At 72.4% G+C, this 26,242-nt stretch carries 27 protein-coding genes; 5 read left to right on the top strand and 22 right to left on the bottom strand.

The genetic code is table 11. The features are described from left to right. Nucleotides 1-544: 544 nt before the first annotated feature. The gene (gene tyrS / locus ABZ406_RS24435) at nucleotides 545-1,837 is read right to left on the bottom strand and encodes a tyrosine--tRNA ligase (RefSeq protein WP_357765885.1); all 1,293 of its coding nucleotides are present in this window, start codon (nucleotides 1,835-1,837) and stop codon (nucleotides 545-547) included. Between the two features lie 100 nt (nucleotides 1,838-1,937). Between tyrS and ABZ406_RS24430 the strand changes: the two genes are divergently transcribed. Continuing rightward, nucleotides 1,938-2,327, top strand: coding sequence for a PaaI family thioesterase (locus ABZ406_RS24430; protein WP_357765861.1), 390 nt, complete (start codon nucleotides 1,938-1,940; stop codon nucleotides 2,325-2,327). 22 nt (nucleotides 2,328-2,349) lie between these two features. Here the strand turns inward: ABZ406_RS24430 and ABZ406_RS24425 are convergent, their stop codons facing one another. The 9 genes from ABZ406_RS24425 to ABZ406_RS24385 form a co-directional block, all read right to left on the bottom strand. After that, nucleotides 2,350-3,681, bottom strand: coding sequence for a hemolysin family protein (locus ABZ406_RS24425; RefSeq protein WP_357765858.1), 1,332 nt, complete (start codon nucleotides 3,679-3,681; stop codon nucleotides 2,350-2,352). Nucleotides 3,682-3,880: 199 nt separating this feature from the next. Then, entirely contained in the window at nucleotides 3,881-4,522 is a 642-nt protein-coding gene (locus ABZ406_RS24420; protein ID WP_357765855.1) for a hypothetical protein, read from the bottom strand. 9 nt (nucleotides 4,523-4,531) lie between these two features. Then, nucleotides 4,532-5,032 carry a GNAT family N-acetyltransferase gene (locus tag ABZ406_RS24415; RefSeq protein WP_357765853.1) on the bottom strand — a complete coding sequence of 167 codons (501 nt, stop codon included), beginning with the start codon at nucleotides 5,030-5,032 and terminating at the stop codon, nucleotides 4,532-4,534. A 45-nt stretch (nucleotides 5,033-5,077) separates the two neighbouring features. Then, nucleotides 5,078-5,263 carry a hypothetical protein gene (locus ABZ406_RS24410; RefSeq protein ID WP_357765850.1) on the bottom strand — a complete coding sequence of 62 codons (186 nt, stop codon included), beginning with the start codon at nucleotides 5,261-5,263 and terminating at the stop codon, nucleotides 5,078-5,080. Between the two features lie 4 nt (nucleotides 5,264-5,267). Further along, nucleotides 5,268-5,903, bottom strand: a complete 636-nt coding sequence (locus ABZ406_RS24405) for an FMN reductase (protein WP_357765847.1) — start codon at nucleotides 5,901-5,903, stop codon at nucleotides 5,268-5,270. Next, nucleotides 5,900-7,042 (bottom strand): LLM class flavin-dependent oxidoreductase, encoded by a 1,143-nt coding sequence (locus ABZ406_RS24400; RefSeq protein WP_357765844.1) that lies wholly within the window; start codon nucleotides 7,040-7,042, stop codon nucleotides 5,900-5,902. The genes ABZ406_RS24405 and ABZ406_RS24400 overlap by 4 nt, the downstream gene beginning before the upstream one ends. A 163-nt stretch (nucleotides 7,043-7,205) precedes the next feature. Further along, nucleotides 7,206-7,481, bottom strand: coding sequence for a ubiquitin-like small modifier protein 1 (locus ABZ406_RS24395; RefSeq protein ID WP_196922357.1), 276 nt, complete (start codon nucleotides 7,479-7,481; stop codon nucleotides 7,206-7,208). A 2-nt stretch (nucleotides 7,482-7,483) separates the two neighbouring features. After that, nucleotides 7,484-8,569, bottom strand: a complete 1,086-nt coding sequence (locus ABZ406_RS24390; protein WP_357765841.1) for an exo-alpha-sialidase — start codon at nucleotides 8,567-8,569, stop codon at nucleotides 7,484-7,486. 87 nt (nucleotides 8,570-8,656) lie between these two features. Then, on the bottom strand, nucleotides 8,657-9,298 hold the full coding sequence (locus ABZ406_RS24385; RefSeq protein WP_357765838.1) for a DNA-3-methyladenine glycosylase: 642 nt from the start codon (nucleotides 9,296-9,298) through the stop codon (nucleotides 8,657-8,659). Between the two features lie 100 nt (nucleotides 9,299-9,398). On the opposite strand from ABZ406_RS24385, the gene ABZ406_RS24380 reads away from it, so the two are divergent. After that, nucleotides 9,399-9,824, top strand: a complete 426-nt coding sequence (locus ABZ406_RS24380; RefSeq protein WP_357765835.1) for a DNA-binding protein — start codon at nucleotides 9,399-9,401, stop codon at nucleotides 9,822-9,824. Nucleotides 9,825-9,894: 70 nt separating this feature from the next. Next, complete coding sequence (locus tag ABZ406_RS24375; protein ID WP_357765832.1) at nucleotides 9,895-10,248, top strand: MmcQ/YjbR family DNA-binding protein; 354 nt, start codon at nucleotides 9,895-9,897, stop codon at nucleotides 10,246-10,248. Between the two features lie 43 nt (nucleotides 10,249-10,291). Here the strand turns inward: ABZ406_RS24375 and argH are convergent, their stop codons facing one another. The 7 genes from argH to argC form a co-directional block, all read right to left on the bottom strand. Continuing rightward, on the bottom strand, nucleotides 10,292-11,755 hold the full coding sequence (gene argH / locus ABZ406_RS24370; protein WP_357765829.1) for an argininosuccinate lyase: 1,464 nt from the start codon (nucleotides 11,753-11,755) through the stop codon (nucleotides 10,292-10,294). A 121-nt stretch (nucleotides 11,756-11,876) separates the two neighbouring features. After that, nucleotides 11,877-12,392: an arginine repressor gene (locus ABZ406_RS24365; RefSeq protein WP_357765826.1), complete on the bottom strand. Its 516-nt coding sequence runs from the start codon at nucleotides 12,390-12,392 to the stop codon at nucleotides 11,877-11,879. Continuing rightward, nucleotides 12,389-13,372 (bottom strand): ornithine carbamoyltransferase, encoded by a 984-nt coding sequence (gene argF, locus ABZ406_RS24360; protein WP_357765824.1) that lies wholly within the window; start codon nucleotides 13,370-13,372, stop codon nucleotides 12,389-12,391. The genes ABZ406_RS24365 and argF overlap by 4 nt, the downstream gene beginning before the upstream one ends. Beyond that, complete coding sequence (locus ABZ406_RS24355) at nucleotides 13,369-14,598, bottom strand: acetylornithine transaminase (RefSeq protein WP_357765821.1); 1,230 nt, start codon at nucleotides 14,596-14,598, stop codon at nucleotides 13,369-13,371. Before ABZ406_RS24355 ends, argF begins: the two co-directional genes overlap by 4 nt. Beyond that, a complete protein-coding gene (argB, locus tag ABZ406_RS24350) occupies nucleotides 14,595-15,500 on the bottom strand; it encodes an acetylglutamate kinase (protein WP_357765819.1) in 906 nt (301 codons plus the stop codon). The genes ABZ406_RS24355 and argB overlap by 4 nt, the downstream gene beginning before the upstream one ends. Nucleotides 15,501-15,614: 114 nt before the next feature. Beyond that, nucleotides 15,615-16,787: a bifunctional glutamate N-acetyltransferase/amino-acid acetyltransferase ArgJ gene (gene argJ / locus ABZ406_RS24345; RefSeq protein WP_357765816.1), complete on the bottom strand. Its 1,173-nt coding sequence runs from the start codon at nucleotides 16,785-16,787 to the stop codon at nucleotides 15,615-15,617. After that, nucleotides 16,784-17,785, bottom strand: a complete 1,002-nt coding sequence (gene argC / locus ABZ406_RS24340; RefSeq protein WP_357765813.1) for an N-acetyl-gamma-glutamyl-phosphate reductase — start codon at nucleotides 17,783-17,785, stop codon at nucleotides 16,784-16,786. The genes argJ and argC overlap by 4 nt, the downstream gene beginning before the upstream one ends. Before the next feature lie 201 nt (nucleotides 17,786-17,986). Here argC and ABZ406_RS24335 point away from each other — a divergent pair, with 201 nt between their 5' ends. Beyond that, the gene (locus ABZ406_RS24335) at nucleotides 17,987-19,819 is read left to right on the top strand and encodes a BTAD domain-containing putative transcriptional regulator (protein WP_357765810.1); all 1,833 of its coding nucleotides are present in this window, start codon (nucleotides 17,987-17,989) and stop codon (nucleotides 19,817-19,819) included. On the opposite strand, the gene ABZ406_RS24330 is transcribed toward ABZ406_RS24335, so the two are convergent. The 3 genes from ABZ406_RS24330 to ABZ406_RS24320 are packed head-to-tail and all read right to left on the bottom strand — an operon-like array spanning nucleotide 19,789 to nucleotide 22,760. Continuing rightward, entirely contained in the window at nucleotides 19,789-21,633 is a 1,845-nt protein-coding gene (locus ABZ406_RS24330; RefSeq protein ID WP_357765807.1) for an ABC transporter ATP-binding protein, read from the bottom strand. The genes ABZ406_RS24335 and ABZ406_RS24330 overlap by 31 nt on opposite strands. Beyond that, the gene (locus tag ABZ406_RS24325; RefSeq protein WP_357765805.1) at nucleotides 21,630-22,169 is read right to left on the bottom strand and encodes a hypothetical protein; all 540 of its coding nucleotides are present in this window, start codon (nucleotides 22,167-22,169) and stop codon (nucleotides 21,630-21,632) included. The genes ABZ406_RS24330 and ABZ406_RS24325 overlap by 4 nt, the downstream gene beginning before the upstream one ends. 36 nt (nucleotides 22,170-22,205) lie before the next feature. Then, nucleotides 22,206-22,760, bottom strand: a complete 555-nt coding sequence (locus tag ABZ406_RS24320) for a MauE/DoxX family redox-associated membrane protein (protein ID WP_357765802.1) — start codon at nucleotides 22,758-22,760, stop codon at nucleotides 22,206-22,208. Nucleotides 22,761-22,915: 155 nt separating this feature from the next. Here ABZ406_RS24320 and ABZ406_RS24315 point away from each other — a divergent pair, with 155 nt between their 5' ends. Next, the gene (locus ABZ406_RS24315) at nucleotides 22,916-23,131 is read left to right on the top strand and encodes a hypothetical protein (protein WP_269679844.1); all 216 of its coding nucleotides are present in this window, start codon (nucleotides 22,916-22,918) and stop codon (nucleotides 23,129-23,131) included. A 70-nt stretch (nucleotides 23,132-23,201) separates the two neighbouring features. On the opposite strand, the gene ABZ406_RS24310 is transcribed toward ABZ406_RS24315, so the two are convergent. After that, nucleotides 23,202-23,651 (bottom strand): S26 family signal peptidase, encoded by a 450-nt coding sequence (locus ABZ406_RS24310; RefSeq protein WP_357765799.1) that lies wholly within the window; start codon nucleotides 23,649-23,651, stop codon nucleotides 23,202-23,204. A gap of 27 nt (nucleotides 23,652-23,678) precedes the next feature. Further along, the gene (gene pheT / locus ABZ406_RS24305; protein WP_357765796.1) at nucleotides 23,679-26,225 is read right to left on the bottom strand and encodes a phenylalanine--tRNA ligase subunit beta; all 2,547 of its coding nucleotides are present in this window, start codon (nucleotides 26,223-26,225) and stop codon (nucleotides 23,679-23,681) included. Nucleotides 26,226-26,242 lie beyond the last annotated feature (17 nt).

Below are 26,242 nucleotides of genomic sequence, written 5' to 3'. Positions count from 1 at the left end.
CACTGGCTTTACAAGCACCCTGTTGAGTTCTCAAAGAACAACCACACACCAACCAGAAACCCCACCACCGCAGGGCCCCGACCGGGGCTTTTCCGTACCCATGACCAGCGCTATCAGCGCCAGGCACTCTTACTACGTTACCCGCTCGTTTCCGCCGTGTCAAACCGATATTTCGCGGTTCGTCGTGCTTCTCCCGAATAACGCGGGCACCATGTCGCCACCGGCTTGCGCCGCTCTCGTCATGGATTCGGCAGGCCGGCCGTCGCGATGTTCCGCGACCCGCCCGGTGCCCTGCCGGTTCGTAACCATACCCGGTCGGTTTCGCCGCGCCAAATCCGCCTCGCGGCGTTTCTGGGGGCACCTCCCGGTTGGGGCTCCGGTGGGCGCACCCACCCGACCCCCGAGGCCGTTGGCCGGCGCTCCGGCCGCTTCAGGCTTTTCGCCTGTTTCGTCCGTTCCGCGCTGACAGAGAGAAAGTTACGCGTCCGGCGGGATGATCGTCAAATCCGCCGGACGCGTCCCCCGTCACATCGTTGACAGATGCCTATTCACCCAGCTCAACGCCCGCGAACGACCGCTTGCCGCGGCGCAGCACCAGGTATCGGCCGTGCAGCAGATCGGCCGGCGACACCCCGGCGTCCACATCGGTCACCCGGTTGTTGTTGACGTAGGCACCACCCTCGGCGATCACCCGCCGGGCCTCCTTGAGGCCATTCACCAGGCCGGAGTCACGCAGCAGACCCGCCACATCAGGCAATTCGCCGGTGAGGCGTACGAGGCCGGCCTCGGTCAGGGCCGCGCGCAACGTCTCCGGCGCCAACTCGTCCAACGAACCGCGGCCGAAGAGCGCCTGGCTCGCGGCGATCGCCTGTCGGGTCTCGTCGGCGCCGTGCACGAGTGTGGTCAGCTCCTCGGCGAGCGCCCGCTGTGCCAGCCGGGCCGCCGGCCGTTCGGCTGTCGCCTTCGCCAGCTCTTCCAGCTCATCGCGGCTGCGGAAGCTGAAGTACCGCAGGTAGCGGTCGACCTCCTGGTCCTCGACGTTGAGCCAGAACTGGTAGAAGGAGTACGGGCTCGTCATCGTCGGGTCGAGCCAGACGGCGCCGCCCTCGCTCTTGCCGAACTTCGTACCGTCGGACTTGGTGACGAGCGGCGTGGTGAACGCCTGGACCGGCCCCGCGCCCCGCCGGCGGACGTAGTCGACGCCGGCGGTGATGTTGCCCCACTGGTCGGAGCCACCGAACTGGAGCTGACAGCCGTGCCGGCGGTGCAGCTCGAAGAAGTCGTTGGCCTGGAGGAGCTGGTAGCTGAACTCGGTGTAGCTGATGCCGGTCTCCAGCCGGGCCCGCACCACCTCCCGCGCGAGCATCTTGTTCACCGGGAAGTGTTTGCCCACGTCGCGGAGGAACTCGACGATCGACATCTCGCCGGTCCAGTCCAGGTTGTTGACCAGCTGCGCCGCGTTGTCGCCGGAGTACGACACGAAGGGCGCGAGCTGGTCGCGGATCCGCTCGACCCAGCCGGCGATCACCTCGGGCGGGTTGAGCGCCCGCTCGGCGCTCTCCTTCGGGTCACCGATCTGCCCCGTGGCGCCGCCGACCAGCAGCAACGGGCGGTGGCCGGCGAGTTGCAGCCGGCGGGCCATGAGGACCTGCATGAGGTTGCCGACGTGCAGGCTCGGCGCGGTGGGGTCGAAGCCCACGTAGTACGTGGCGGCACTCTCCCCGTCGAGCAGCGCGCGCAGCTCGTCGAGGCCTGTCGAGTCCTGTATCAGGCCACGCCAGAGCAGGTCGTCGGTCAGGGAGTCCCGCCGGGGCGGCGGAGGGCTGCTGTCGGTCACGGTCACCGATTCTCCCCCATCGTCGGCGACGACCCGTACCGGGTTTGCCGCAACCCGCCCCGGCTAGGCTTGCGCACCGTTGATCGAGGAGGGCGTTGCCATGGAGATTCCGGATCTGACGGGCGGTTTCGTCGCCCTGCTCGGCCTCACGTTCGAGGAGGCGAGCGCCGACCGGGTCGTCATCACGTGGCAGGTCCGCCCGGAGCTGCACCAGCCCGTCGGCATCCAGCACGGCGGGGTGTACTGCTCCGTCGTGGAGACCGCGGCAAGCGTGGGTGGCGCCCTCTGGCTGGCCGACCGGGGCACCGTGGTCGGTGTGTCGAACCAGACCGACTTCCTGCGGGCCGTCCGGGACGGCGAGCTGACCGCTGTCGGCACCCCTGTGCACCGGGGGCGCACCCAGCAGCTCTGGCAGGTGGAGATCACCGACGCCGACGAGCGGCTGGTCGCCCGTGGTCAGGTCCGCCTGCAGAACCTCTCGCCCGCCTGAGCGACGGCGTCCGCCGGACGCGTCAACTGCGGGCCTCGTCGAGCACCGGCTGCGCGGCCTCGTCGGTGTCGTCGTCGGCTTCGTCGGGTACGCGGCTGAGCCGTACCTCGGTGATCGCCCGGTGGTCGATGTCGGCCACGAGAAGCACCCAGCCGTCCATCGTCACGTCCTCCCCGGCGACAGTGGGGATGTGACCGAGCCGGGCCAGCACCAGCCCGGCGACAGTGGTGTAGTCGCCGTCCGGGCGCGACGGCAGGTCGACACCGATGTCCGGGAGGTCGTGCACCGGGAAGGTGCCGGGCAGCAGCAGCGCGCCGTCGCTGTCGCGCCGTACCGAGCTGACATCCCGGTCTGTCTCGTCGTAGATCTCGCCGACGATCTCCTCCAGGATGTCCTCGAGCGTCACGATGCCGTCGACGGCGCCGCGCTCGTCCACCACGAGCGCGATGTGCTGACGCTCGGCCTTGAACTGACGCAGCGCGTCCACCACCGGTAGCGAGTCGGGCAGCAGCATCGGCGGCCTGGCGATCTCGTCGACTGGGCGGTCGTCGGGCACGCCCACCAGGTCCCGCAGGTGGATCACCCCGGCGGTGTCGTCCAGGCCGCCGTGGCGCACGACCGGCGCCCGGGAGTGCCCGGTGGCGGCCAGCACGAGCCGCGCCGCCTCCGCGGTGGTCCCGCTGTCGAGCGTGAAGACCTGCAACCGGGGTACGAGGACAGCCCGCAACCGACGGTCGGCGATCTCCACGGCACCCGCGATGATGGTGCGCTGCTCCTTGGTGAAGCCGTGGTTGCCGGCGACGATGTCGCGCAGTTCGTCCGGGCCGATCTCCTCCGGCTGGTGTTTGGGGTTGAGCCCGACCAGGCGGACCACCACGTCGCTCGTCGCGCCGAGTGCCCAGACGGCCGGCCGGGTGAAGCTGGCCAGCAGATCGAGCGGGCGGGCCACGAGCAGTGCCCACCGCTCGGCGGACTGCATGGCGATCCGTTTGGGTGCCAGCTCGCCGAAGACCAGCGTGACGAAGGTCAGCGCGAGGGTGACCGCCACGATCGCCACCGTCTCGGCGGCGCCGCCGAACATTCCGAGCAGCGGCACCAGGGGTTTGGCCAGCGAGACCGCCGCGGCGGCGGAGGCCAGGAAACCGGCGAGGGTGATGCCGATCTGGATGGTGGCCAGGAACCGGTTCGGGTCCTTGGCGAGCCGGGCCAGCACCCGTCCGGCCCGGCTGGTGCGTTCCAACCGTTGGATCTGGCTGTCCCGCAGCGACACCAACGCCATCTCGCTGCCCGCGAAGAGCGCGTTGATCACAACCAGGATTCCGACCAGGGCCAGTTGGCTCCCGTAGCTCTGCACGCCCGGTTCGCTCCCTCGTGGTGGTGGCACCGGCCGCTACGCGGGGGCACCCGCCGGTCGGCGGGCCCGCCCGGCGTAGACCTGTCTTTGCCCCGTCCGGCGCCTGCCGAATCCTGCCCCGGCGAGGCTACGCCCTATCGGTCGACGGGGACGCGACGCCGGTTCGGACGGGGGGCGACACTCGTCGACCGGAGGGTCGCTACGCCGCCGGGGACGTCGATGACGCCGGCAGGTCGAGGATGTACGAGTCGCCCTCCGGGCGGAAGCCCAGTCGGTGATAGTAGGGGGCGACCATCCGGGGTGGGCTGACCACCCGGTGGAAGCCCCGTTCGGTGAACAGGTGGCTGCGCCGGTAGACGAACTCCCCCGGGGTGAAGTCACGGAACTTCGGGGTGACGTAGTCCAGGTCGATCTGGGCGATGCCGGGAGCCTCGGCGTGCGACAGCACCACCCCGACCACCTCGTCCGCCGTCACCACGAGGAACGCGGAGCGCCCCGACGCGTCCGGATCCCAGTGGAGGTCGGGGTTGAACCGGGCGATGTCGGTGGCGTGCACCCGTAGGGTGTGCGCGAGGAACTGGTCGTCGACACCGACCTCGACCACCTGGTAGGTCTTTTCGTCGTGCCGGGTGGCGAGCATCCCGCGCAGGTACCAGATGTTGATCACCGCGAGCACGACGTTGAGCCCGACGCCGGGCCAGACCTCGATCGCGGCGTTGTAGCCGATCAGCACGAAACAGCCGACGAGGTTGAGCGCCCGCAACCGCAGGATGCGCGACTGCAGCAGCGACCAGACCAGCACCGCGGAGCCGGCCCAGCCGACGAGATCCAACCAGTTCACGCCGCGAGACTAGTGCCCTCCCAGGTCAGGGCCGTCGGCGGGCAGCTCCAGCAGCCACTCCTCGACGTCCTCGCCGCGGCCGTTCGCGTACCCCGAGTCGGCACCGGTCACGACGAACCCGCACTTGCGGAGCACCGCGAGGGAGGCGGCGTTGTCCTTGGCCGCGCGGGCGTGCACCGGCCGGGGCAGCTCGCGCAGCAGGGCGGCCAGTGCCGCCGTGGCGTGGCCCCGGCCCCAGCGGGCCGGGTCGATCCAGTAGCTGACCTCGGTCTGCCCCTCGGCCGGGAAGGCGGTGACGTAGCCGACCACCTCGCCGTCGGCCTCGACGGTGCGGACCAGGTTCGCCGGGTTGGTGAGCACCCGGGCCCAGTGTGCGGCGAACTCCCGACGGTCGGACGGGTCCTTGGGGCCGAACGCTGCCATCCGGTTGGCCTCCGGGTCCTGCTGGTGCAGGAAGAACTCGACGAGGTCGTCCTCACGGACCGGGCGTAGCAGCACTTCGGAGGTCATCGGCCGAGGGTACGCAACAGGTGTGACGAAGCGGCGGCACCGGACTCAGCCGGCGACGGCCACGATCGCCAGCACGGCGGCCACCAGGGAACTCGCCACCGACAGCAGCCGACGCCACGGCACCCGCGCGTCGAGGACCGGCAGGGCACGCCACCGGGTCGCCGCCTGAGCCACCCCGGCCGCCGTCAGGCGGCGATCCAGCACGCGCACTGCCCGGTGCTTGTCGCCCACCCGGTCAGCTGACCGGCGCGCCGTCACCTCGACCGAGCATCTGCAGGAAGTCGGTGGTGAGGGCGAACGGGTCGGCCGGCCCGGTGGCCGGTGGCCGGCGCTCCACCTGGTCGGCCAACTCCCCGGCGGCACGCCGGATCCGACCGCGCAACGCACCGTCGGCGCTGCCGTCGGACCAGTCCTCCGGAGCGGCGAAGACGGCGGTCGGCACCACCACCGCACGGAGGTAGGCGAACATCGGACGGACGGCGTGCTCCAGCGCGAGGGAGTGCCGGGCGGTGCCACCGGTCGCGCCGATCAGCACCGGCCGGTCGACGAGCGACCCGGAATCCAGCACGTCGAAGAAGGACTTGAACAGCCCGTTGTACGACGCGCTGAAGATCGGGGTGACGGCGATGATCCCGTCCGCCCCGGTCACTCTGTCGACGACCTCGCGCAGCGCCGCCGGCGCGAACCCGGTGAGCAGGTTGTTCACCACGTCGTGGGCGTGCTCCCGCAGGTCGACGACGTGCAGCTCGACCTCGGAGCCGCGCCGGACCAACTCGTCGCGGGTGGCCGCGGCGAGCTGGTCGGCGAGCAGCCGGGTCGACGAGGGCTGGCTCAGCCCCGCCGAGACGACGGCCAGGGTGCGGCGGGTCATCGGGTCGCCCCCTCCGGCGCCTTGCCCGTCACGTCGTCCACGGCGTGCACTGTGCTGTCCTTCGCGCCGCCGGCCGCGGCGACGAGCGAGGCGTGCGTCGGCGCCGCCGGCACGTGCGCCGGACGCAGGGCGTCGAACTCCTTGCGCAGCACCGGTACGACCTCCTCACCGAGCAGGTCGAGCTGCTCCAGGACGGTCTTCAGCGGCAACCCGGCGTGGTCCATCAGGAACAGCTGCCGCTGGTAGTCACCGACGTACTCCCGGAAGCCGAGCGTGCGGTCGATGACCTGCTGCGGGCTGCCCACCGTCAGCGGGGTCTCCCGGGTGAAGTCCTCGAGCGACGGCCCGTGCCCGTAGACCGGGGCGTTGTCGAAGTACGGCCGGAACTCCCGCACCGCGTCCTGCGAGTTGCGGCGCATGAACACCTGCCCACCGAGGCCGACGATCGCCTGGTCGGCGGAGCCGTGCCCGTAGTGCGCGTACCGCTGGCGGTAGAGCCCGATCATCCGCTGGGTGTGCTCCTTGGGCCAGAAGATGTGGTTGGCGAAGAAGCCGTCGCCGTAGTACGCGGCCTGCTCGGCGATCTCCGGGCTGCGGATCGAGCCGTGCCAGACGAACGGGGGAACACCGTCGAGCGGGCGTGGCGTCGAGGTGAACGACTGCAACGGGGTGCGGTACTTGCCCTTCCAGTCGACCACGTCCTCGCGCCACAGCCGGTGCAGCAGGTCGTAGTTCTCGATCGCGAGGGGGATGCCGGCGCGGATGTCCTTGCCGAACCACGGGTAGACCGGGCCGGTGTTGCCGCGGCCCATCATGAGGTCCACCCGCCCGCCGGACAGGTGCTGGAGCATCGCGTAGTCCTCGGCGATCTTCACCGGGTCGTTCGTGGTGATCAGCGTGGTGGCGGTGGACAGCAACAGCCGCTCGGTACGCGCCGCGATGTAGCCGAGCATGGTGGTCGGCGAGGACGGCACGAACGGCGGGTTGTGGTGCTCGCCGGTGGCGAAGACGTCCAGGCCGACCTCTTCGGCCTTCAACGCGATAGCGACCATCGCCTTGATCCGCTCATGCTCGGTCGGCTCCCGACCGGTGGTCGGATCGACAGTGACGTCACCGACGGTGAAGATTCCGAACTGCATGACCAGCTCCTCGCGTGTCAACCGGGTGCCGTCGTGGTACCCGGACGCAGCTCTCAACTTATTTGACGACGCAACTATTCCGGCGGCGGGACGCCCCGCAGTGGCACCGGTCACTCCCGCAACCGGACATCGGGTCCCCGAACCTCCCTCGTCGCCAGCCCGTTCAGCCGCCCGCCACCGAGGGCAACACCTGCACCTCCGCGCCGTCCTCGACCGGGGTGGCAAGACCGCCGGAGTGCCGGCAGTCCTCCCCGTCGACGAAGACGTTGACGTAGCGGCGCAGCTCGCCGCGCTCGTCGCGGATGCGCCGGGCCAGCCGGGGATGCGCGACGGCCATCTCGTCGAGGACCGCCCGCAGCGTCCCGGCGGCGGTGACGTTCAGCCGACTCGCGCCCCCGGCCTCGCCGCGCAGCGGGCCGGGCAGCAGCACGGTGACCACGCTCAGACCGCCGCGGCGCGAACGCAGAGCACGTCGGGCAGGTGCGCCGCGACAGTCGACCAGGAGTCACCCTCGTCGCGGCTGGCGAAGACCGAGCCGGAACGGGTGCCGAAGTAGACCCCGCCGGGGGTGGCGTCGTCGGCGCACATCGCATCGCGCAGCACCGCCGGATAGAACGGTCCTTCGGGCAGCCCGACCGACAGCGGCTCCCACTTGCCGCCGGCGTCGGCGGATCGGAACACCCGGCAGCGGTGGTCGGTCGGGAACCGCTCACCGTCGGCGACCAACGGGAAGGTCCATACCATGTCGCCGCGCCCCGGATGGGTCACCATCGGGAACCCGAAGTCGCTGGGCAGCCCGTCGGCGATCGACGTCCAGGTGCGGCCGTCGTCATCGGAGCGGTAGACGCCGTGGTGGTTCTGCGCGTACAGGCGCTCGGGGTTGCCGGCGTCCCGGGCGACCTTGTGCACGCACTGGCCGAACTCGGGCCACTCGTCCGGCATGAAGTAGGCGCGGATGCCGGTGTTGCCCGGTGCCCAACTCGCCCCGGCGTCCTCCGAGCGGTAGACCCCGCCGGTGGACATGGCGACCAGCAGCCGAGCCGGGTCACGCGGGTGGGGCAGCACCGTGTGCACTGCCTGACCTCCGAAGCCGGCCTCCCACCGAGGGCGGTGCGGGTGGTCCCAGAGGGACCGGACCAGCTCGAAGCTGCGGCCACCGTCGGTGGACTTGAACAGCGCCGAGGGCTCGGTGCCGGCCCAGACCACGTCCGGCTCGTCGGGGCCGGCGGGCATCAACTGCCAGACCCGCCCGAGGGAGACGCCGGTGTCGGCGGGGAACGCGACAGGCGCCAGGTCAGGCTCGTCCCAGGAAGCGCCGAGGTCGTCGCTCGTGGCGACGCTGGGGCCGAAGTGTGAGCTGGTCATGCCGGCGAGCAGCCGCGGGGTGGGACGGCGGGTGTCGATCGCGACCGCGTAGACCCCGGTCATCGAGAAGTGCGGGCCGGTGATCTCCCAACTGCGCCTGTCGTCGGTGCTGGTGGCGAGAAACAAACCCTTGGCGGTGCCGATCGCGAGCAGTGTTGCCATGACGTCCTCCGAACCGTCGGTGAGCAGGTCCGGTGATTATGGCCACACCCTCCGACAGGCTCCGCCGCTCACACGCCGTGACCGCGCTCAGGGTCGGACGCGGGGCACGTGCCTGCGGTACGCGCTGACAGTGGGATCGCCGTCCAGCCAGAACCGCCAGGGCAGGTCGTGCCCGCCGGTCACCCCGACCCGGGGACCCGCCACCACCGTCTCCGGCGGCACCGGGCGGGCCGGGGGACGCAGGCGGACCGGGCCGCCACCGAGCAGGTACGCCCCGTACGCCTCGCGGTCGATGCCGAGCGCGGAGCAGAGCCGCGCGGGCCCGCGGGCCAGGTCCACGTCCCGCCGGACGGCCGGCCGACGCTCCCGTGCCGTGGCGAGCCCGTCGACCACCTCGGCGGCGCGCAGCAGCACCGCGGAGGCCTCCCCCTCGACCCCGGTGACCACGTTGACGCACCAGTGCATCCCGTAGGTGAAGTAGACGTAGGCGTACCCGGCGGGGCCGAACATCACGGCGTTGCGCGGGGTGGGGCCCCGGTGGGCGTGCGAGGCGGGATCACCGCCACTCCCCGCGTACGCCTCGACCTCGGTGATCCGGGCGGTGACCCCGCCGGCCTGCAACCGGCAGCCCAGCAGCCCACGCGCCGCCGGCAGCAGTGGACCGGTGAGCAGGTCCGCCAGCGCCGCCAGGTCGGCGTCGGTGGTGGGGTGACCGGACGACAGAGCCATGTCCCCGACGGTACCCATCCCGCCGTCTCGTCATCCGTCCACCTCGACGAGAGTTGAACATTCTGTTGACAACGCGTCGTTGGTACGGTGTGCTCGGAGTATGACGACCGAGAACATCTTCACCGCGCCGGACCCGGGCCGGGCCCGCGCCCACCGCACCCACGAGGCGCTACAGCGCATCAGTGACCGGCACGCCGGCACCGACACCCGTCGAGGCCGCTGGGCCCACCCGTACGTGCTCGACCCGTGGGAGGCGGTCGCCCTGGTCACCGCGCTGGCCGCCGGCGGGGCCGAGCGCGAACCCGCTGAGGAGCCCGTCGACTCGGCCGACCTCACCGCGGCGCTGACCCTGCTGCCGCACGTCCGCGCCGAGCTGGACGCCCTGGAGGCCGGCCTGTTGACGCTGGCCCGCGACCGAGGGCTCACCTGGCAGGCGATCGCGTACGGGCTGGGGCTGGGCAGCGCACAGGCGGCCCGGCAGCGCTACGAGCGGGTCGCCGCCCGCTCCGCCGAGCAGACCGCCTGACACGCGCGCCGACCAGCACGGGCACCGGGCGATCTGAGGGGCACACTGTGCGCACGACGAGGAGGCACCCATGGAGCGCGCGGAGATGTTGGCGTACTGCCTGGCCAAGCCGGGAGCGTGGCTGGACCGACCGTGGGAGGGCGACGAGGTGGTGAAGGTGGGCGGCCGGATCTTCGCGTTCCTCGGCGGCAACAACGGCACGCCGACGGTCGGCATCAAGTGCGGGCCGACCCGGGAGGTGGCCGACGAGTGGCTGCACCGGCACCCCGACGACGCCAGCGTGATGGCCTACATCGGCCGGTCCGGCTGGAACACACTGCGCCTGGACGGCGGGATCGACGACGAGGAGCTGACCGAGGCGGTCGACTCGTCGTACGACATGGTGGTGGCCAAGCTCCCCAAGCGGGAGCGCCCGACGGCCTGAACCGCCGCGGCGCCGGCGGCCAGCGCCGACGCCACGGCGCCGCTCAGCGCGGGACGACCCGCTCGAGGGCCCACTCCCGCCAGCTGGCCAGCCGGTCCGCCGCGGCGGCGAGCTGGTCGGCGACCGGGCCGGGGCCGGTGGAGCCGGGGGTGATCCGGGCGGCGAGAGCCGAACGGACCGACAGCACGTCGCGCACCGACGGGTCGAGGTGCCCGCTGATCGTGGCCAGGTCCTCGTCGGAGACGTCGTTCAGCTCGCACTCCCGGGCGGCGCAGAGCGCCACCAACTGGCCGGTGATCTCGTGCGCGTCGCGGAACGGCACGTTGCGTCGGACCAACCAGTCGGCGACCTCGGTGGCGAGCGAGAAGCCGACCGGGGCGGCGGCGACGAGACGGTCCACCCGGACCGTCATCGTGGAGATCATTCCCGCCAGAGCCGGAAGCAGCAGCTCCAGGGTGTCGACAGCGTCGAAGGCGGGCTCCTTGTCCTCCTGCATGTCCCGGTCGTAGGTCATCGGCAGGCCCTTGAGCATGGTCAGCACGGTCACCAGGCCGCCGATGAGACGCCCCGACTTACCCCGGGCCAGCTCGGCGATGTCGGCGTTCTTCTTCTGCGGCATGATCGACGAGCCGGTGGCGAACGAGTCGTCCAGCTCCACCCAGCCGAACTCGTGCGACGTCCAGAGCACCACCTCCTCGCCGAGCCGGGACAGGTGCACCCCGATCAGGGCGGTGGTGAAGAGGAACTCGGCCACGAAGTCCCGGTCGGCGACGGCGTCCATCGAGTTGGCGAACGACGTACGGAAGCCCAGCTCCTTGGCCACCGCCACCGGGTCCAGCGGGAGCCCGGAACCGGCCAGGGCGCCCGCGCCGAGCGGGCTGATCGCCGCCCGGTGGTCCCAGTCACGCAGCCGCTCCAGGTCGCGCAGCAGCGGCTGCACGTGCGCCAGCAGCCAGTGCCCGAAGGTGACCGGCTGGGCATGCTGGAGGTGGGTCATGCCGGGCGCGGCGGTGTCGATGTGCCGCTCGGCCTGCTCGACGAGCGCCTCCGCCAGCTCCACCAGGCGGCTGGCCACGCCCCGGGCGTGATCGCGCAGGTAGAGCCGCAGGTCGGTGGCGACCTGGTCGTTGCGGGACCGGCCGGCGCGCAGCTTGCCACCGAGGCTGCCGAGACGCTCCAGCAGACCGCGCTCCAGCGCGGTGTGCACGTCCTCGTCGTCGATGGTGGGGCGGAACGCACCGGAGGCGCAGGCGGCCTCCAGGTCGTCCAGCGCGGCCAGCATCCGGCCCAGCTCCTCCGGGTCGAGCAGGCCGGCGCCGGCGAGGACCCGGGCGTGCGCCCGGGAACCCGCTATGTCGTACGGGGCCAGGCGCCAGTCGAACTGCACGCTCACCGACAGTCGGGCGAGCGCCTCGGCGGGGCCGCCGGCGAACCGGCCACCCCAGAGGCTCGTCCGGTTGGTGGCGGCGCTGTTCTCGGTCAGGCTCTTGTCGTCCACGTCGCCCATCATTGCCCTGCTTGCCTTTTGCTCGCGACTGCGGGGCCCACTCGCCGCGCTCGCTCGGTCTTCGCGCTCACACGCGTCACTGTCCACCAACCCCCGGAGTACGCGAGCACGACCCGCTCGGTCATGACGTGGTGTTCCCTTCGGCTGTGTCGTCCCGGCGGGCCCAACCGGCGAGCTTGTCCCCGAGTGCGGCCCCGCCGACGGGCTCCCGGGCCACGACGAAGATGGTGTCGTCACCGGCGATGGTGCCCACGATCTCGGGCAGGCCCGCCCGGTCCAACGCGCTGGCCAGGTACTGGGCTGCGCCCGGCGGTGTCCGCAGCACGGCGATGTTGCCGCTGGAGTCGACCCCGTTGAGCAGTTCACGCAGCAGCCGTACCAGCCGGGCCGGCGCGGCCTCGGCGTCGCGCAACGGTCGCTGCCCGTCCTCGGGGATCAGGTAGACGGCCGGGCCGTCGCCGCCGCGGACCTTCACCGCGCCCAACTCCTCCAGGTCCCGCGAGAGGGTGGCCTGGGTGACTCCGACGCCGTCGGCGGCGAGCAGGTCGGCCAGCTCGGTCTGCGACCGGATCGCCCGGTCGCGGATCAGCTCCACGATCCGTGCGTGCCGGGCCGCGCGGGTCAGCGGCGCGGTCATCGTCGGCTCCGGGTGACGGCGTCGCCGGTTGCGGCCTCGCGGGTTGCGCCCTCCCCCGGTGCGGCGTCCAGCAGGAACGTCAGCAACGCCTTCTGCGCGTGCAGTCGGTTCTCCGCCTGATCGAAGACCGCGCTCTGCGGGCCGTCGAGCACCTCGTCGGTGATCTCCTCGCCGCGGTGCGCGGGCAGGCAGTGCAACACGATGGCGTCCGGTGCGGCGTGACCGAGCAGCTCCTTGTTGACCTGGTACGGCAGGAACGGGCTGATCCGGTCCAACCCGTCGGCCTCCTGGCCCATCGACGTCCAGGTGTCGGTGGCCAGCACGTCGGCGTCGCGTACCGCCTGGGTCGGGTCGGTGAGCACCCGCACCGAACCGCCGGTCTCCTTGGCGATTTGGGCCGCCCGTTCCACCACTGCGGTGTCCGGGGCGAACCCCGCCGGGCCGGCGATCCGCACGTGCATTCCGGCCGTCGCCCCGGCCAGCAGGTACGACTGCGCCATGTTGTTCGCGCCGTCCCCCACGTACGCCAGGGTGCGGCCGGCCGTGCCGCCGCACCACTCGCGGATGGTGAGCAGGTCGGCCAGCAGTTGGCACGGGTGGAACCCGTCGGTGAGTGCGTTGACCACCGGCACTGTGGCGCCCGCCGCCACCTCGGCGATCCGCTCGTCGCCGTGGGTCCGCAGCACGATCGCCGCGACGTAACGGGACAGCACCCGGCCCGCGTCGACGAGCGACTCACCGCGGCCGAAGTGGGTGACCTGCGTGTCCACCACGAGGGGGTGCCCGCCCAGTTCGGCGATCCCGGCGTCGAACGAGATCCTCGTCCGCAGGCTCTGCTTGTCGAAGAGCACCGCCACCGAGCGGGGGCCGGCCAGCGGCCGGTGGCCGAAGCGGTCCTCCTTCATCCGGGCGGCCAGGTCGAGGACCGTGGACTGCTCGGCGGGCGAGAGGTCGTCGTCGCGAAGGAAGTGCCGGGTCATCGAGTCGTCCCCGTCGTGGTGGTCAGTGTGGATGGTGCGCTCTGCGCGCCGGCCGCGGCCGGCGCGGTGGCGTCGAGTGCGGCGGGCAGCGCCGCGAGGAAGGCGTCCGCCTGGGCGGCGGTGAGGATCAGCGGCGGCGCCAACCGGATCACACCCGGCTGCACCGGGTTGACCAGGAAGCCGGCCTCCCGCAGGGCCTCGGCCAGCACCGACGCCACCGGCGCGGTGAGCGCCACACCGAGCAGCAGACCGGCACCCCGCACGCCGGCGACCAGTGGGTGGCCCAGCGCCTCGATGCCGCGTCGCAGCCGCTCACCGACCCGCTTGACGTTGTCGAGCAGGCCCTCGTTGGCGATGGTCGCCACCACGGCGAGCGCCGCCGCGCAGCTGATCGGGTTGCCGCCGAACGTGGTGCCGTGCGAGCCGGGGGTGAGCAGGTCCGCGGCCCGACCGAAGGCCAGTGTGGCGCCGATCGGCAGCCCACCACCGAGCCCCTTGGCCAGGGTCACCACGTCCGGCTCCACGCCCTCGGCCTGGTGCGCGAACCAGTGCCCGGTACGCCCGACGCCGGTCTGTACCTCGTCGAGAACCAGCAGCGCGCCGTGCCGTGCGGTGATCTGCCGGGCCGCGGCGAGATAGCCGGCCGGCGGGACGAGGACGCCGTTCTCACCCTGGACGGGTTCCAGGATCACCATGGCGGTGGCGTCGGAGACGGCCGCGTCGAGAGCCGCGACGTCGCCGTAGTCGACGTGGGTCACCTCGCCCGGCAGCGGCCGGAACGGGTCGGCCTTGGCCGGTTGGCCGGTCAACGCGAGGGCACCCATGGTGCGACCGTGGAAGCCGCCGGTGGTGGCCACCACGTGGGTACGGCCGGTGCGCCGGGACAGCTTGAACGCCGCCTCGTTGGCCTCCGCGCCCGAGTTGGCGAAGAACACCCGGCCCGGTCGACCGGCGAGCGCCAACAGCAGCTCGGCGAGGGCCACTGGCGGCTCGGCCACGTAGAGGTTGGAAACGTGCCCGAGGGTCGCTACCTGCTTCGACACCGCCGCCACCACCGCCGGGTGGGCGTGACCGAGCGCGTTGACGGCGATGCCACCCACCAGGTCGAGGTACTCGCGACCGGCGTCGTCGACCACCACCGCACCGGCACCCGACACCAGTGCCAACGGCGGTGTGCCGTAGTTGTCCATCATGGACTGCTTCCACCGCTGCGCCAACGTGCTCATGTCGCATCCGTCCTGTCTCCCGGCACCACCATCGTTCCGAACCCTTCCGAGGTGAACACCTCGAGCAACGTCGAGTGCGCCACCCGGCCGTCGACGACGTGCGCGGCGGGCACTCCCCCACGCACCGCTCGCAGGCAGGCCTCCATCTTCGGCACCATCCCCGACTCGAGGCTGGGCAGCAGCTTGGCCAGGTCGTCCGCGACGATCTCGGAGACCAGGCTCGTGGTGTCCGGCCAGTCGGCGTACAGGCCCGCCACGTCGGTGAGCACCACCAACTTGCGAGCCCGCAACGCGATGGCCAACGCCGCCGCCGCCGTGTCCGCGTTGAGGTTGTGCAGCACCCCGTCCGCGTCCGGCGCCACAGTGGAGATCACCGGAATCCGGCCGGCGTCGATCAGGTCGGTCACCGCCGACACGTCGACCGACTCGACGTCCCCGACCTGGCCCACGTCGACAGGCACCCCGTCCACGTACGCCGGACGGCGCACCGCCGTGAACAACCGGGCATCCTCCCCGGACAGACCGACAGCGTACGGACCGTGCGAGTTGATCAAACCCACCAACTCCCGGCCGACCTGCCCGACCAGCACCATCCGGACCACGTCCATCGCCTCGGCGGTGGTCACCCGCAGACCACCCCGGAACTCACTGTCGATGCCGAGGCGACCCAACATCGCGGAAATCTGCGGACCACCCCCGTGCACCACCACCGGCTTCAGACCGGCAAAGCGCAGAAAGACCATGTCGGCGGCGAACGCCCGCTGCAACTGCGGATCGGTCATCGCGTTGCCGCCGTACTTCACCACCACCGTCGAACCGGAGAAACGCGCCAACCAGGGCAACGCCTCGATCAACGTCTCCGCCTTGACCTGCGCGCGAGCCAGATCGCTGCTGAGACTCACCGGGCTTGCCCTTCGTTCGCGACTGCGGGACTCCGCTGCGCTGCGTTCCTCGCGCTCACCACGCCGCCCTTTCGTTCGCGACTGCGGGACTCCGCTGCGCTGCGTTCCTCGCGCTCACGTCGAGTACGCCGAGTTCTCGTGGACGTACGCATGCGACAGGTCGTTGGTCCAGATCGTCGCGGCCGACGTGCCCGCGTGCAGGTCGATCCGGATGGTCACGTCCCGCCCGGTCAGGTCGACCTTCGAGCGGTCCTCGGCGGCGGCACCGCCCCGGCACACCCACACCCCGTTGACCGCCACGTCCACCTCGTCCGGATCGAACGCGGCGGCGGTGGTGCCGACGGCGGCGAGGATCCGACCCCAGTTGGGGTCGTTGCCGAACAACGCCGTCTTGACCAGGTTGTTGCGGGCCACCGTACGGCCCACCTCGACCGCCTCGTCCTCACTCGCCGCCCCGACCACGTCGATGGCGACCTGCTTGGTGGCGCCCTCGGCGTCGGCCACCAACTGCTGGGCCAGGTCGTGGCAGGCCGCGGTGACGGCGGCGGCCAGCTCGGCGGGCGTCGGCTCGATGCCGCTCGCGCCGCTTGCCAACAGCAGCACGGTGTCGTTGGTGGACATGCAGCCGTCGGAATCGACCCGGTCGAAGGTGACCCGGGTGGCCGCCCGCAACGCCTCGTCGAGCGTCGCCGGCCCGGCCACCGCGTCGGTGGTCAACACGCACAGCATGGTGGCCATCCCCGGCGCGAGCATCCCGGCGCCCTTGGCCATGCCGCCGACCGTCCAGCCACTTCCCCGGGCCACTGTCGTCTTCGGCCGGGTGTCCGTGGTCATGATCGCCTCGGCGGCGGCCGGGCCACCGTCGTGGGACAGCCCACGGATCGCGGAACGGACGCCCGGCAGCAGCTTCGGCATCGGCAGCCGCTCACCGATCAGACCCGTCGAGCAGACCGCCACGTCACCGGCACCGAGGATCAACCGTGGGCTGACCGCTGTCAACGCGGCGGCGGCGTGCTCGGCGGTGGCATGCGTGTCCTGGAAGCCGGCCGGGCCGGTGCAGGCGTTGGCCCCACCGGAGTTCAACACCACGAGACGGACCACACCGCCCTGCACGACCTGCTGGGTCCAGAGCACCGGCGCGGCCTTGACCCGGTTGGTGGTGAAGACACCTGCCACTCCCGCGTCCGGGCCGTCGTTGACCACGAGGGCGACGTCCGGGCCGCCGCTGGACTTCAGACCGGCTGCCACACCGGCCGCCCGGAACCCGCGAGGGGTGGTGACGCTCATGGTGCGGTCCCCCAGATCGACAGGCCCGTCGTCTCCGGCAGGCCGAGCATCAGGTTGGCGTTCTGTACGGCCTGACCGGCCGCACCCTTGCCCAGGTTGTCCAACGCGCTGAGCACGATCAGACGACCCGAGTCGACGTCGACGGTGGCCTGCAGGTGACACGAGTTGGAACCCGCTGTGGCGGCCGTGTGCGGCCAGCGACCCTCGGGCAGCACGTGCACGAACGGCGCGTCCGCGTACGCCCGCGCCAGCACCTCCTGCGGGTCGGCGCCGCGCGCCGACACCGCCGTGACAGTGGCCAGGATGCCCCGCGGCATCGGCGCCAGGACCGGGGTGAACGACAGGCCGGTCGCGCCGGTGGCCTGCTTGATCTCCGGGACGTGCTGGTGGGTTCCCACCCGGTACGGCGACAGGTCGCCCATCACCTCGCTGGCCAGCAGGTGCGGCTTGGCCGCCCGGCCGGCGCCGGAGGTGCCGGAGGCGGCGACCACCACCACGTCGGCGGGGTCCGCCGCGCCGTCGGCGATCAGCGGCGCGAGCGCCAGGGTGATCGCGGCGGCGTAACAGCCGGTGTTCGCCACCCGCGTGGAGCCGGCGATGAGGTCCCGCTGGCCGGGCAGCTCGGGCAGGCCGTAGGTCCACTGCCCGGCGTGCGTGCCGCCGTAGTACTGCGCCCAGGCGTACGGGTCGGCCAGCCGGTGGTCAGCGCCCAGGTCGACGATGCGCACCTCGGACGGGAGTTGGGCGGCGAGGGCCGCCGACTGGCCGTGCGGCAGGGCCAGGAAGACCAGGTCCGCGTCGGCCAGGGTGGTCGGATCGGTCTCGCCCAGCACCAGGTCGAGACCGGTGAGCTGTGGGTGCACCACGTCGACGCGGTGCCCGGCCTGACTGTGCGCGGTGGCGGCTACCAGGTCGAACTCTGGGTGCCCGGCGATCAGGCGCAGCAGCTCACCTCCGGCGTACCCGCTCGCTCCGGCGACCGCGACTCGGATCCCCATACCCACCTCCGCATGACTATGCAGCGAAGATTAACAAGGACGACACAGTAGTGCAAGTTAATACAGTGCCCTGCATGGAAATGTGTCTGACGTGGCCCGAGAAAGGATCGACTGAGGCAACGTTAAATCGACTAGCATAATTCTCCGACGGTGGTGGTCCGGCCTGTCCGGTCCGCGTGGGGGCACCTGACGGAGGACGCTGTGGGGCTGTCGTTCGAGATCCTCGGTCCGGTCCAGGTGCGTCGCGACGGGGAGGCCCTGCGGTTGCCGGCCGGCCGACCCACCGCCCTGCTGGTCACCCTCCTGGCGCAGGCCGGCCTGGCCGTCCCCGTCGACCGGCTGCGCGAGGAACTGTGGGGCCGGCGCCCACCGACATCGGCAGTGGCCAACCTGCGCAGCCACGCCAGTCAACTCCGCCACCTGCTCGACTCCCCCGACCGCCCGCCCCGACTGCCCGCCGAGCACGGCGGGTACCTGCTCCGGGTCGAACCGGGCGAGCTGGACGCCGCCGAATTCGAACGACTCACCACCGACGGTCACGCCGCCCGCATCGGCGGGGAACCCGAACTCGCCGCCACCCTGCTCAGTCGCGCGCTGGCGCTCTGGTCACCCACCGACCCGCCGCCCGCGTACGGGCCGGTGACCGCCGCCGCCTTCGACCGGCTGCGCGAGCGGCGGGCCGGCGCCCGGGAGACGTACGCGGCCTGCCGCCTGGACCTCGGCGACCAGGGCACGCCGACGTTGCTGAACCTGCTGCGTCAGCACCTCGCCGATCATCCGCTGCGTGAGCCGGCGTGGGCGATGCTGATGACCGCCCTGCACCGTGCCGGTGACCAGGCCGGCGCGGTGCAGACGTACCAGGCGGCCTGCCGGGCGCTCGACGGCGAACTGGGCGTCGCTCCCGGGCCCGAGCTGACCGAGCTCTACCGCTCGGTACGCCACCACGAGCGCCGCGCGGCGATCCCGCCCCGACGGCGCGGCGCCACACCGACCCGGCACCAACCGGTCACGCCGAGGGTGCCGCACGAGTTGCCCTGCCCCACCGCGCCGTTCGTCGGCCGCCGGGCGGAACTGACCCGGCTGCGCCAGGCGCTCGTCGACGCCCGCCGACAACCCGTCACCGTGGCCATCTACGGCATGGCCGGCACCGGCAAGTCGGCGTTGGCGCTGCGCGTCGCGGCGGCGGCGCTGGACGCCTTCCCCGACGGCCAGCTCCACCTCGACCTCGGCGGGTCGGTCGCCGACCCCGCACCCCTGCCGTTGCAGATCGCCAACCGGGTGCTCCGGGCCCTCCACCCGGGCACCGACGAACCGGAACCGACCACTGTCGCCGAGGCCCGCGCCCGTGTCCGCTCCCTGCTGTTCGACAGGCGGGTCCTGCTGGTGCTCGACAACGCCGCCGAGGCCGCCCAGGTCGACGACCTGCTGCCGGTACGCGGCGGATGCGCGCTCCTGGTCACCAGTCGCAACCCGGTCACCACCGGCGACGCCCCGAAGCTGCGACTCGATCCGCTGCCCGCCACCGACGCGCTGGCACTGCTGCGGGCCACCGCCGGAGACCGTCCGGTGGACGCCGAGCCGGAGGCGGCCTCGGCCGTGGTCAACCTCTGCGAGCGGCTCCCCCTGGCGTTGCGCACCGCGGCCTCCCGGCTGACCGAGGGGTCGCACTGGTCGCTCAGCCGGTTGGCCCGGCTGCTGCGCGACGAGCGGTACCGGCTCGCCGAGACCGGTCTCGGGCCGCGGCTCAGCGCCAGCTACCGACAACTCGGCTCGGCCGCACCGGTCTTCCTCCGGCTCGGCCGAGCCCATCCGGGCCCCGTCACCGCCGAACTGGCCGCCATGCTGAGCGGGGCTCCACGTGAGGACGCGGCGCGGGCACTGGACCGCTTGGTCGCCGCGCAGCTCGCCGAGCCGGCCGGGCCCGGCCGGTTCCACATCGGCGATCTCGTCCGGCTGTACGCCGCCGAACTCGCCGCCACCGAGTTCGGCGGCGACCTGGCCGGTCACACCGGCGCCGGCGCGTCCTCCCGGTAGCCGCGCGCCTGCAGGCCGAACAGCCGGGCGTACCGGCCGGCGGCGGCGAGCAGTTCACTGTGGTCACCCCGTTCGACGACCCGACCGTCGGCGAGCACCACGATGGTGTCGGCGTCGCGAACGGCGTTCAGCCGGTGCGAGATGAGCAGACTGGTCCGACCCCGGCGTAGTTCGCCCAACCGGCGGTGCAGGTCGTGCTCGGCCTCCGCGTCCAGGCCGGAGCTGGGCTCGTCGAGGATCAGCAGGTCCCGTTCAGCCCGGAGGAACCCCCGGGCGAGCGCCACCCGCTGCCACTGACCGCCCGACAGCACCACGCCGACCTGGGGGTCGTCGCGATCCGGGCCGTCGAAGAAGATCCGGGTCAACAGGGTGTCGTAGCCGCGGGGCAGCGCGGTCAACGCGTCGTCGATGCCCGCGTACCGGGCGGCGGCCCGCAGCCGCTCCGGGTCGTCACGCGCCGTCAGGTCACCCAGGGCGATGTTCTCCGCCGCGCTGAGGTCGTACGGCATGAAGTCCTGGAACACCGCGCCCAACCGCTCGCGCAGCTCGGCCGGATCGAACTCGCGCAGGTCCACCCCGTCCCACCGGATGCTGCCGCGCTCCGGGTCGTAGAACCGGCAGAGGAGCTTGACCAGGGTGCTCTTGCCGGCGCCGTTGAGCCCCACGAGCGCTGTGGTGGAGCCGGCCCGCAGGTGCAGGTCCACGCCCCGCAGCACCCACTGATGGTCCGGCGAGTAGCGGAACCACACGTCGCGGAGCTCGATGCCCTCGGTGAGCGGCGGCACCGGACGAGGGGTGGCCGGCACCGGCAGATCCGTCTCGACGTGCGCCACCTGGTCGTAGTGCTCGAACAGCAGCAACGCCTGGTGGATCGCGCCGAGTTGGACGACAAGGCTGCCCAGCGCCCCCTGCACCCCCGGAATCGCGGCCAGGAAGATCACCACGTCGCCGGGGGTGAGCCCGCCCCTACGGGCGACCGAGACGGTGTAGACCACCCCGACGCCGGCCACCGCGGCGCCGAGCAACCCGAGCACCGCCTGGGCGCGTACCTCCCGGCGGTCCAGCCGCTGCTCCACCCGGTGCATGGAGTGCAACTCGTCGAGCATCCGGTCGCCGAAGAAGCGGCCCAGCCCGAACAGCCGGACCTCCTTGGCGGCCTGCACCCCCACCAGCAACTGGGCGAAGAACAGGTCCCGCCGCTGGAAATGCTCCATCCGCAGCACCATCGCCGCCCGGGCCCGGTTGAGCCGCAACTGCATCCAGAGGGTGGGCAGGGCGGCGAGGAGCACCAGCGCCCCGATCAACGGGTTGAGCATCAGCAGGACACCGAGGAACCCCGCCATCGCCAGCGCGCTCTGCACCGCGCCGAACGTGTTGCCGGTCAGTTGGGTGGGGCCGAGGTGACCGGTCTGCTGGGCCGCCTGCAACCGGTCCTGGAACTCCGGGTCCTCCAACCGCACCAACCCGACGAGACGGTGCACCGCGTCGTACAGGCGGCGGCGCACCAGCCGGGACACCGCTCGCGACCGTTCCGCCGCCACGTAGGTGCGCAGGTGGGGCAGGACCGTGCCGAGCGCGGCGGCGACGGCCAGGCCCGCGGCGAGCGAGGTGAGCGGCACGGCGGGCGAGCCGCCACCGGTGAGCCGGTCCAGCACGAGCTTGGTCAGCGCGGCCACGAGCACCGGGGTCAACCCGGCCAGCACCGCGAGCAGCAGGTCCGCCGCGGTGCCCGCCGGGGCGGCCCGCCAGGTCAGGCCGAGCGCCGCCCGGGCGTGCCGGGCAGCCCGTCGCGGTGCCAGCCGGGGCCCGCTCACCGCGCCACCGGCAGGTCCAACCGGGCGATACCGAACGCCGTCGACGCCACGATCCCGCGCTGGTCGAGCAGGCCGAACGCCGGGAAACCCTTGACCCCGAACGCGAGCGGAAGAGCGCCGGTGCCGGGCTCGACGAACACGGTCGCCAGGCCGAGGAACTGCTCGGCGTACGCGGAGGTCTCCGGGCCCTTGCCGACCACCACGATCCACACGTGCTCGGCACCGCCCGGCATGGTGCGTGCCCGGTCGACGAGCACCGGAAGCTGCTCCTCGCAGTGCTCACACGTCGGCGAGAGGAACGCGACGAGCGTCATCGGCGGCAGATCGGCCCGCGAGAACACCCGTCCCTCCACTGTGGTCGACATGAAGTCGCCGGGGATCGAGCCGACCTCCAACATCACCGCCGGCGGTTGGCTCTGGTGGTCGCCGAGCAGGTCGGAGTGCTCGCGCAGCCGACGGATCACACCGAGCAGCAGGACCAGGTTGAGCAGGCCGAGAGCGGCGACGAGGACGACGGCGACGGTCAACAGCGCCATGGAGGGCTCCTTCGGGTGCGGGGATTCGATCCGGGGTCAGTGCCGGCCGACCGGGCGGGTCGGCCGGGACGAGGTGGGGGCGAAGAGGGCGACCAGGTCGTCGAGGCGGATCACCACGGCGGCGAGGGGGACCGCGACGCCGACGGCGACCAGAACGGCGGAGGCGGACGGCGGCGGCCCGGCGGCGGTGGCCCAGCCGAGCAGGCCGAGCAGCGCCACCGTCAGGAGCGCGAGGTTGCGACCGACGTGCCGGGCCCCGATGGGCGCGTCGGCGGCGCCGAAGCAGCGGCAGGCCGGCCGGGCACCTCGGCGCAGCGCCCCGACCATCGCGGCGGTGAGCACACCGAGCAGCCCGACGGCGAGGACCAGCCCGGCGGGCACCGTCCGGGAGACGGCGAGCAGCACCACCACTGCCGCCTCGGCGGCCACGGCGACGCGGGCGGCCGGCCCGGTCCAGCGGGTTGGCACACCGAACTGCCCGACCGACGCCACGAACGCGGCCCAACCCGCCCGGGTGCGCAGCTTGCCGATGACCGCGGCGAGGAACACCAGGGCCAGCAGTAGCCGTGCGGTCAGTTCCAGGGCTCGCATCCGTACCCACCTCCGTCGCTGGGAGTCCCACGCTAGGAGCGGCGGATACATCGCTGATACATCGACAGCGATCGGCGTCGACCTCGGCTGTACCGGCGGTGTATCGAGCCGCCGTAGCGTCCCGGCAACGATCAGCATCAGGAGGAGGTGAACGAATGTTCCGTCGACTGGAGAACCTGGGCGAGCGGATGCTCGGCGTGTTCGTACCGAAGGTGACGGCCGCTGCCGGCTGTCCGCCGGACCCGTACTGCGCGCTGTGTGGGACGTGCTACTTCAAGCGGTGCAGCACGAACGGCGCCTGCAAGACGACCTGCGGGAGCTGCGGTTACTACTGCAGCGCGGGTGCGAGCACGATGTCCGCTCTCTGCTGAGGCGGTGACGGTGTGTCGTCCGGCCCCCGGGTCGGACGGCACGCCGTCCTGTGCGCCACCGGGCCGACGGTCAGTTCGCGCGCAGTCGCGGTCGTACGACCACCCCGAGCAGATCCGGCTCCGGGATGTAGCCGCACTCGCGGGAGTCGTAGCTCTGGGACGGGTTGTCGCCGAGCACCACCAGCCGGCCGGCCGGCACGTTTCGCTCGCCGCCCTGGCGCAGCAGCGGCACCCGGTCCACCGGCACCGGGTCGCCCGGCACCGCGTAGGCGCGCTTGATCAGCAGACCGGGGTCGCCCGCCACGTCGGGGCGGGTGGGGCGCCCGGCGGTCATCCTGGCCGGGGCCACCACCACGACCACGTCGCCGGGGCGCACCCGGGCCAGTGGCACCCGCCGGGCCAGCACCCGGTCACCGGAGCGCAGCGTCGGCTCCATGCTGCGCCCCACCACCGCTACCAACAACAGGTGCCGACGGGCCCAGAGCAGGCCGGCGGTGGCCACCGCGACTACGGCGGCCACCGCGAACCATCCCAGCACCGGCATCGCTCAGGCGCCGCGCAGGGTGGCGCCGAGGCGCTCCGCGGCGACCGCGACCGCCGCGTCCCGTGCCGCGACCGCCTCCTCGACGGTGAGCGTCCGGTCCGGTGCCCGGAACGTCAGCTTGTACGCCAGCGACCGCCGGCCCTCGCCGAGCTGCGCGCCGGAGTACACGTCGAACAACCGCACGTCCTCCAGCAGCTCACCGGCGCCTGCCTCCAGTGCCCGGCGGACCTGCTCGGCCGGCACCGAGTCGTCCACCACCAGCGCCACGTCGATGAGCGCCGGCGGGAAGCCGGAGACGGTCGGCGCGGGCGTCACCGGGGTCGGCGGCAGAGCGTCGAGGTTCAGCTCCATGGCGCTGGTGCGGCGGGGCAGCTCCAGCGTCGCGACCACCACCGGGTGCAGCTCGCCGGCATGTCCGACGACAGCCCCGTCGACCCGCAGCTCGGCGCAGCGGCCCGGGTGCCACGGGGCGTACTCGGTGGCGCGCACCTCGACCCGCTCGTCGGGGATCCCGGCGGCGGCCAGCACGTCACGGGCCGCCTCGATCGCGTCCGCCCAGCCGGCAGGTCGGCCCGCACCCCACCAACCGGCCGGGTCCAGGTCGCCGGAGAGCACCACCGCGACGTGCACCGGCTGCTCCGGCACCACCGCGTCGGCGGCCGCGAACTCGGCGTCGGTGGGGCGCCGGTCCACGCCCATCGCCGGCGGGCTACCGGCGCCGACGCGCGGGTGGAAGACCGCACCGATCTCGTAGAGGGCGAGGTCGCGGTGACCCCGGCCGAGGTTGCGCTTGAGGACGCCGAGCAGCGGGCCGAGCAGCGTGGTCCGCAGCAACGGCTCCTCCTCGGACAGAGGGTTGGCCAGCCGCACCGCGGGCCGCCGACTGTCGTCGGCCGGCAGGGCGAGCTGGTCGGCCAACTCCGGCGACACGAACGGGTGCGCGAGCACCGCCACGTACCCCCGCTCCGCGAGCGAGTCGGCGACGGCCCGGCGGCGACGCTGACGCAGGGTCAGGCCGCGCCCCGGGGGCGCTGTCGGCAGCACCGACGGCACCCGGTCGTACCCGTCGAGGCGAACCACCTCCTCGACCAGGTCGGCCGGGTCGGTCAGGTCGGGCCGCCAGGTCGGCGGGGTGACGCTGAGCACCGCCCCGACGCCGCTGGCCACGCCGACGGCGCCCGGGTCCTCGGACAACCGGTCCGCGCCCTGTGCCACAGTGCAGCCGACCCGCTCCAGCAGGGCGACCACCCGTGCCGGCGGGTACTCGACGCCGATCCGCCGGGTCGGCAGGTCCGCCGGGAGACTGATCGGGGTACGCGGCCGGACGTGGTCGATGTCCAGGATCTCCGCGCTCGGCGTGCCCCCGCCGTGCTCGGTGAGCAGCCGCACGGCACGCTCCAGAGCGACGAGCGCCACGGCCGGGTCGACGCCCCGCTCCCAGCGCTTCGCGGCCTCGCTGAACAACTTGTGCCGGCGGGCGGTGCGCCCGACCATCGCCGGATCCCAGTGCGCCGCCTCGAAGAGCACGTTCGTGGTGCCGGCAACGACCTCGCTGGTCTCGCCGCCCATCACCGCGGCGAGGGAGATCGGACCGCTGTCGTCGCAGATGACCATGTCGTCGGCGGTGAGCACCCGCTTGACGCCGTCGAGGGTGGTCAGCTTCTCCCCCGCCTCGGCGCGGCGGACCACGAGCGGCCCGGCGATCCGGTCGGCGTCGAACGCGTGCATCGGCTGGCCCAGCTCCAGCATCACGTAGTTCGTGATGTCGACGGGCAGCGAGATGCTGCGGATGCCCGCGGTGACGAGCCGCTGGGCCATCCACGACGGCGTGGGCGCGCTCGGGTCGACCCCACGGACCAGGCGGGCCGTGAACCGGTCGCAGCCGACAGTGTCACGGACCTCCACCGGGTACGCGGGTGTCTCGGTACCGCCCGGAGCGGGCGCCGCGGCCGGGTCACGCAGCGGCAGGTCGAACGCGTGCGACAACTCCCGGGCCAGGCCGCGCAGACTCAGCGCGTACCCCCGGTCCGGGGTGATCTCCAGATCGAAGACGACGTCGTCGAGGCCGACCACCGGACGCGCGTCGTCGCCGGGCTTCGCCGTCACGTCCGGACCCAGCACGATGATGCCGGAGTGGTCGTCGCCCAGGCCCAGCTCCTTCGCCGAGCAGATCATGCCCGCCGAGTTGTGCCCGTACGTCTTGCGGGCGCCGATGGCGAAGCCGCCGGGCAGCACGCCGCCGGGCAGGATCACCACCACCCGGTCACCAGGGGCGAAGTTGCGGGCCCCGCAGACGATCTCCTGCGGCTCCCCGGTGCCGTTGGCGGCACCCACGTCGACCCGGCAGAACCGGATCGGCTTCTTGAAGCCGGTGAGCTCCTCGATCTCACGGACCTCACCGACGACGAGCTGGCCGGTGACGGTCTCGGCGAGGTCCACCACGGAGTCGACCTCGATGCCGAGGTCGACGAGGGCCTGCTCCAGGTCGCCGGTGGGAAGGTCGGCGGGAAGGTCGACGTACTCCCGCAGCCAACTGACAGAAACTCGCATGACTTCAGACCACCGTT

The organism is Micromonospora sp. NPDC005710 (genome assembly GCF_040630995.1).
Lineage (GTDB): Bacteria > Actinomycetota > Actinomycetes > Mycobacteriales > Micromonosporaceae > Micromonospora.
This window is presented reverse-complemented; position numbering and strand designations above follow the sequence as displayed.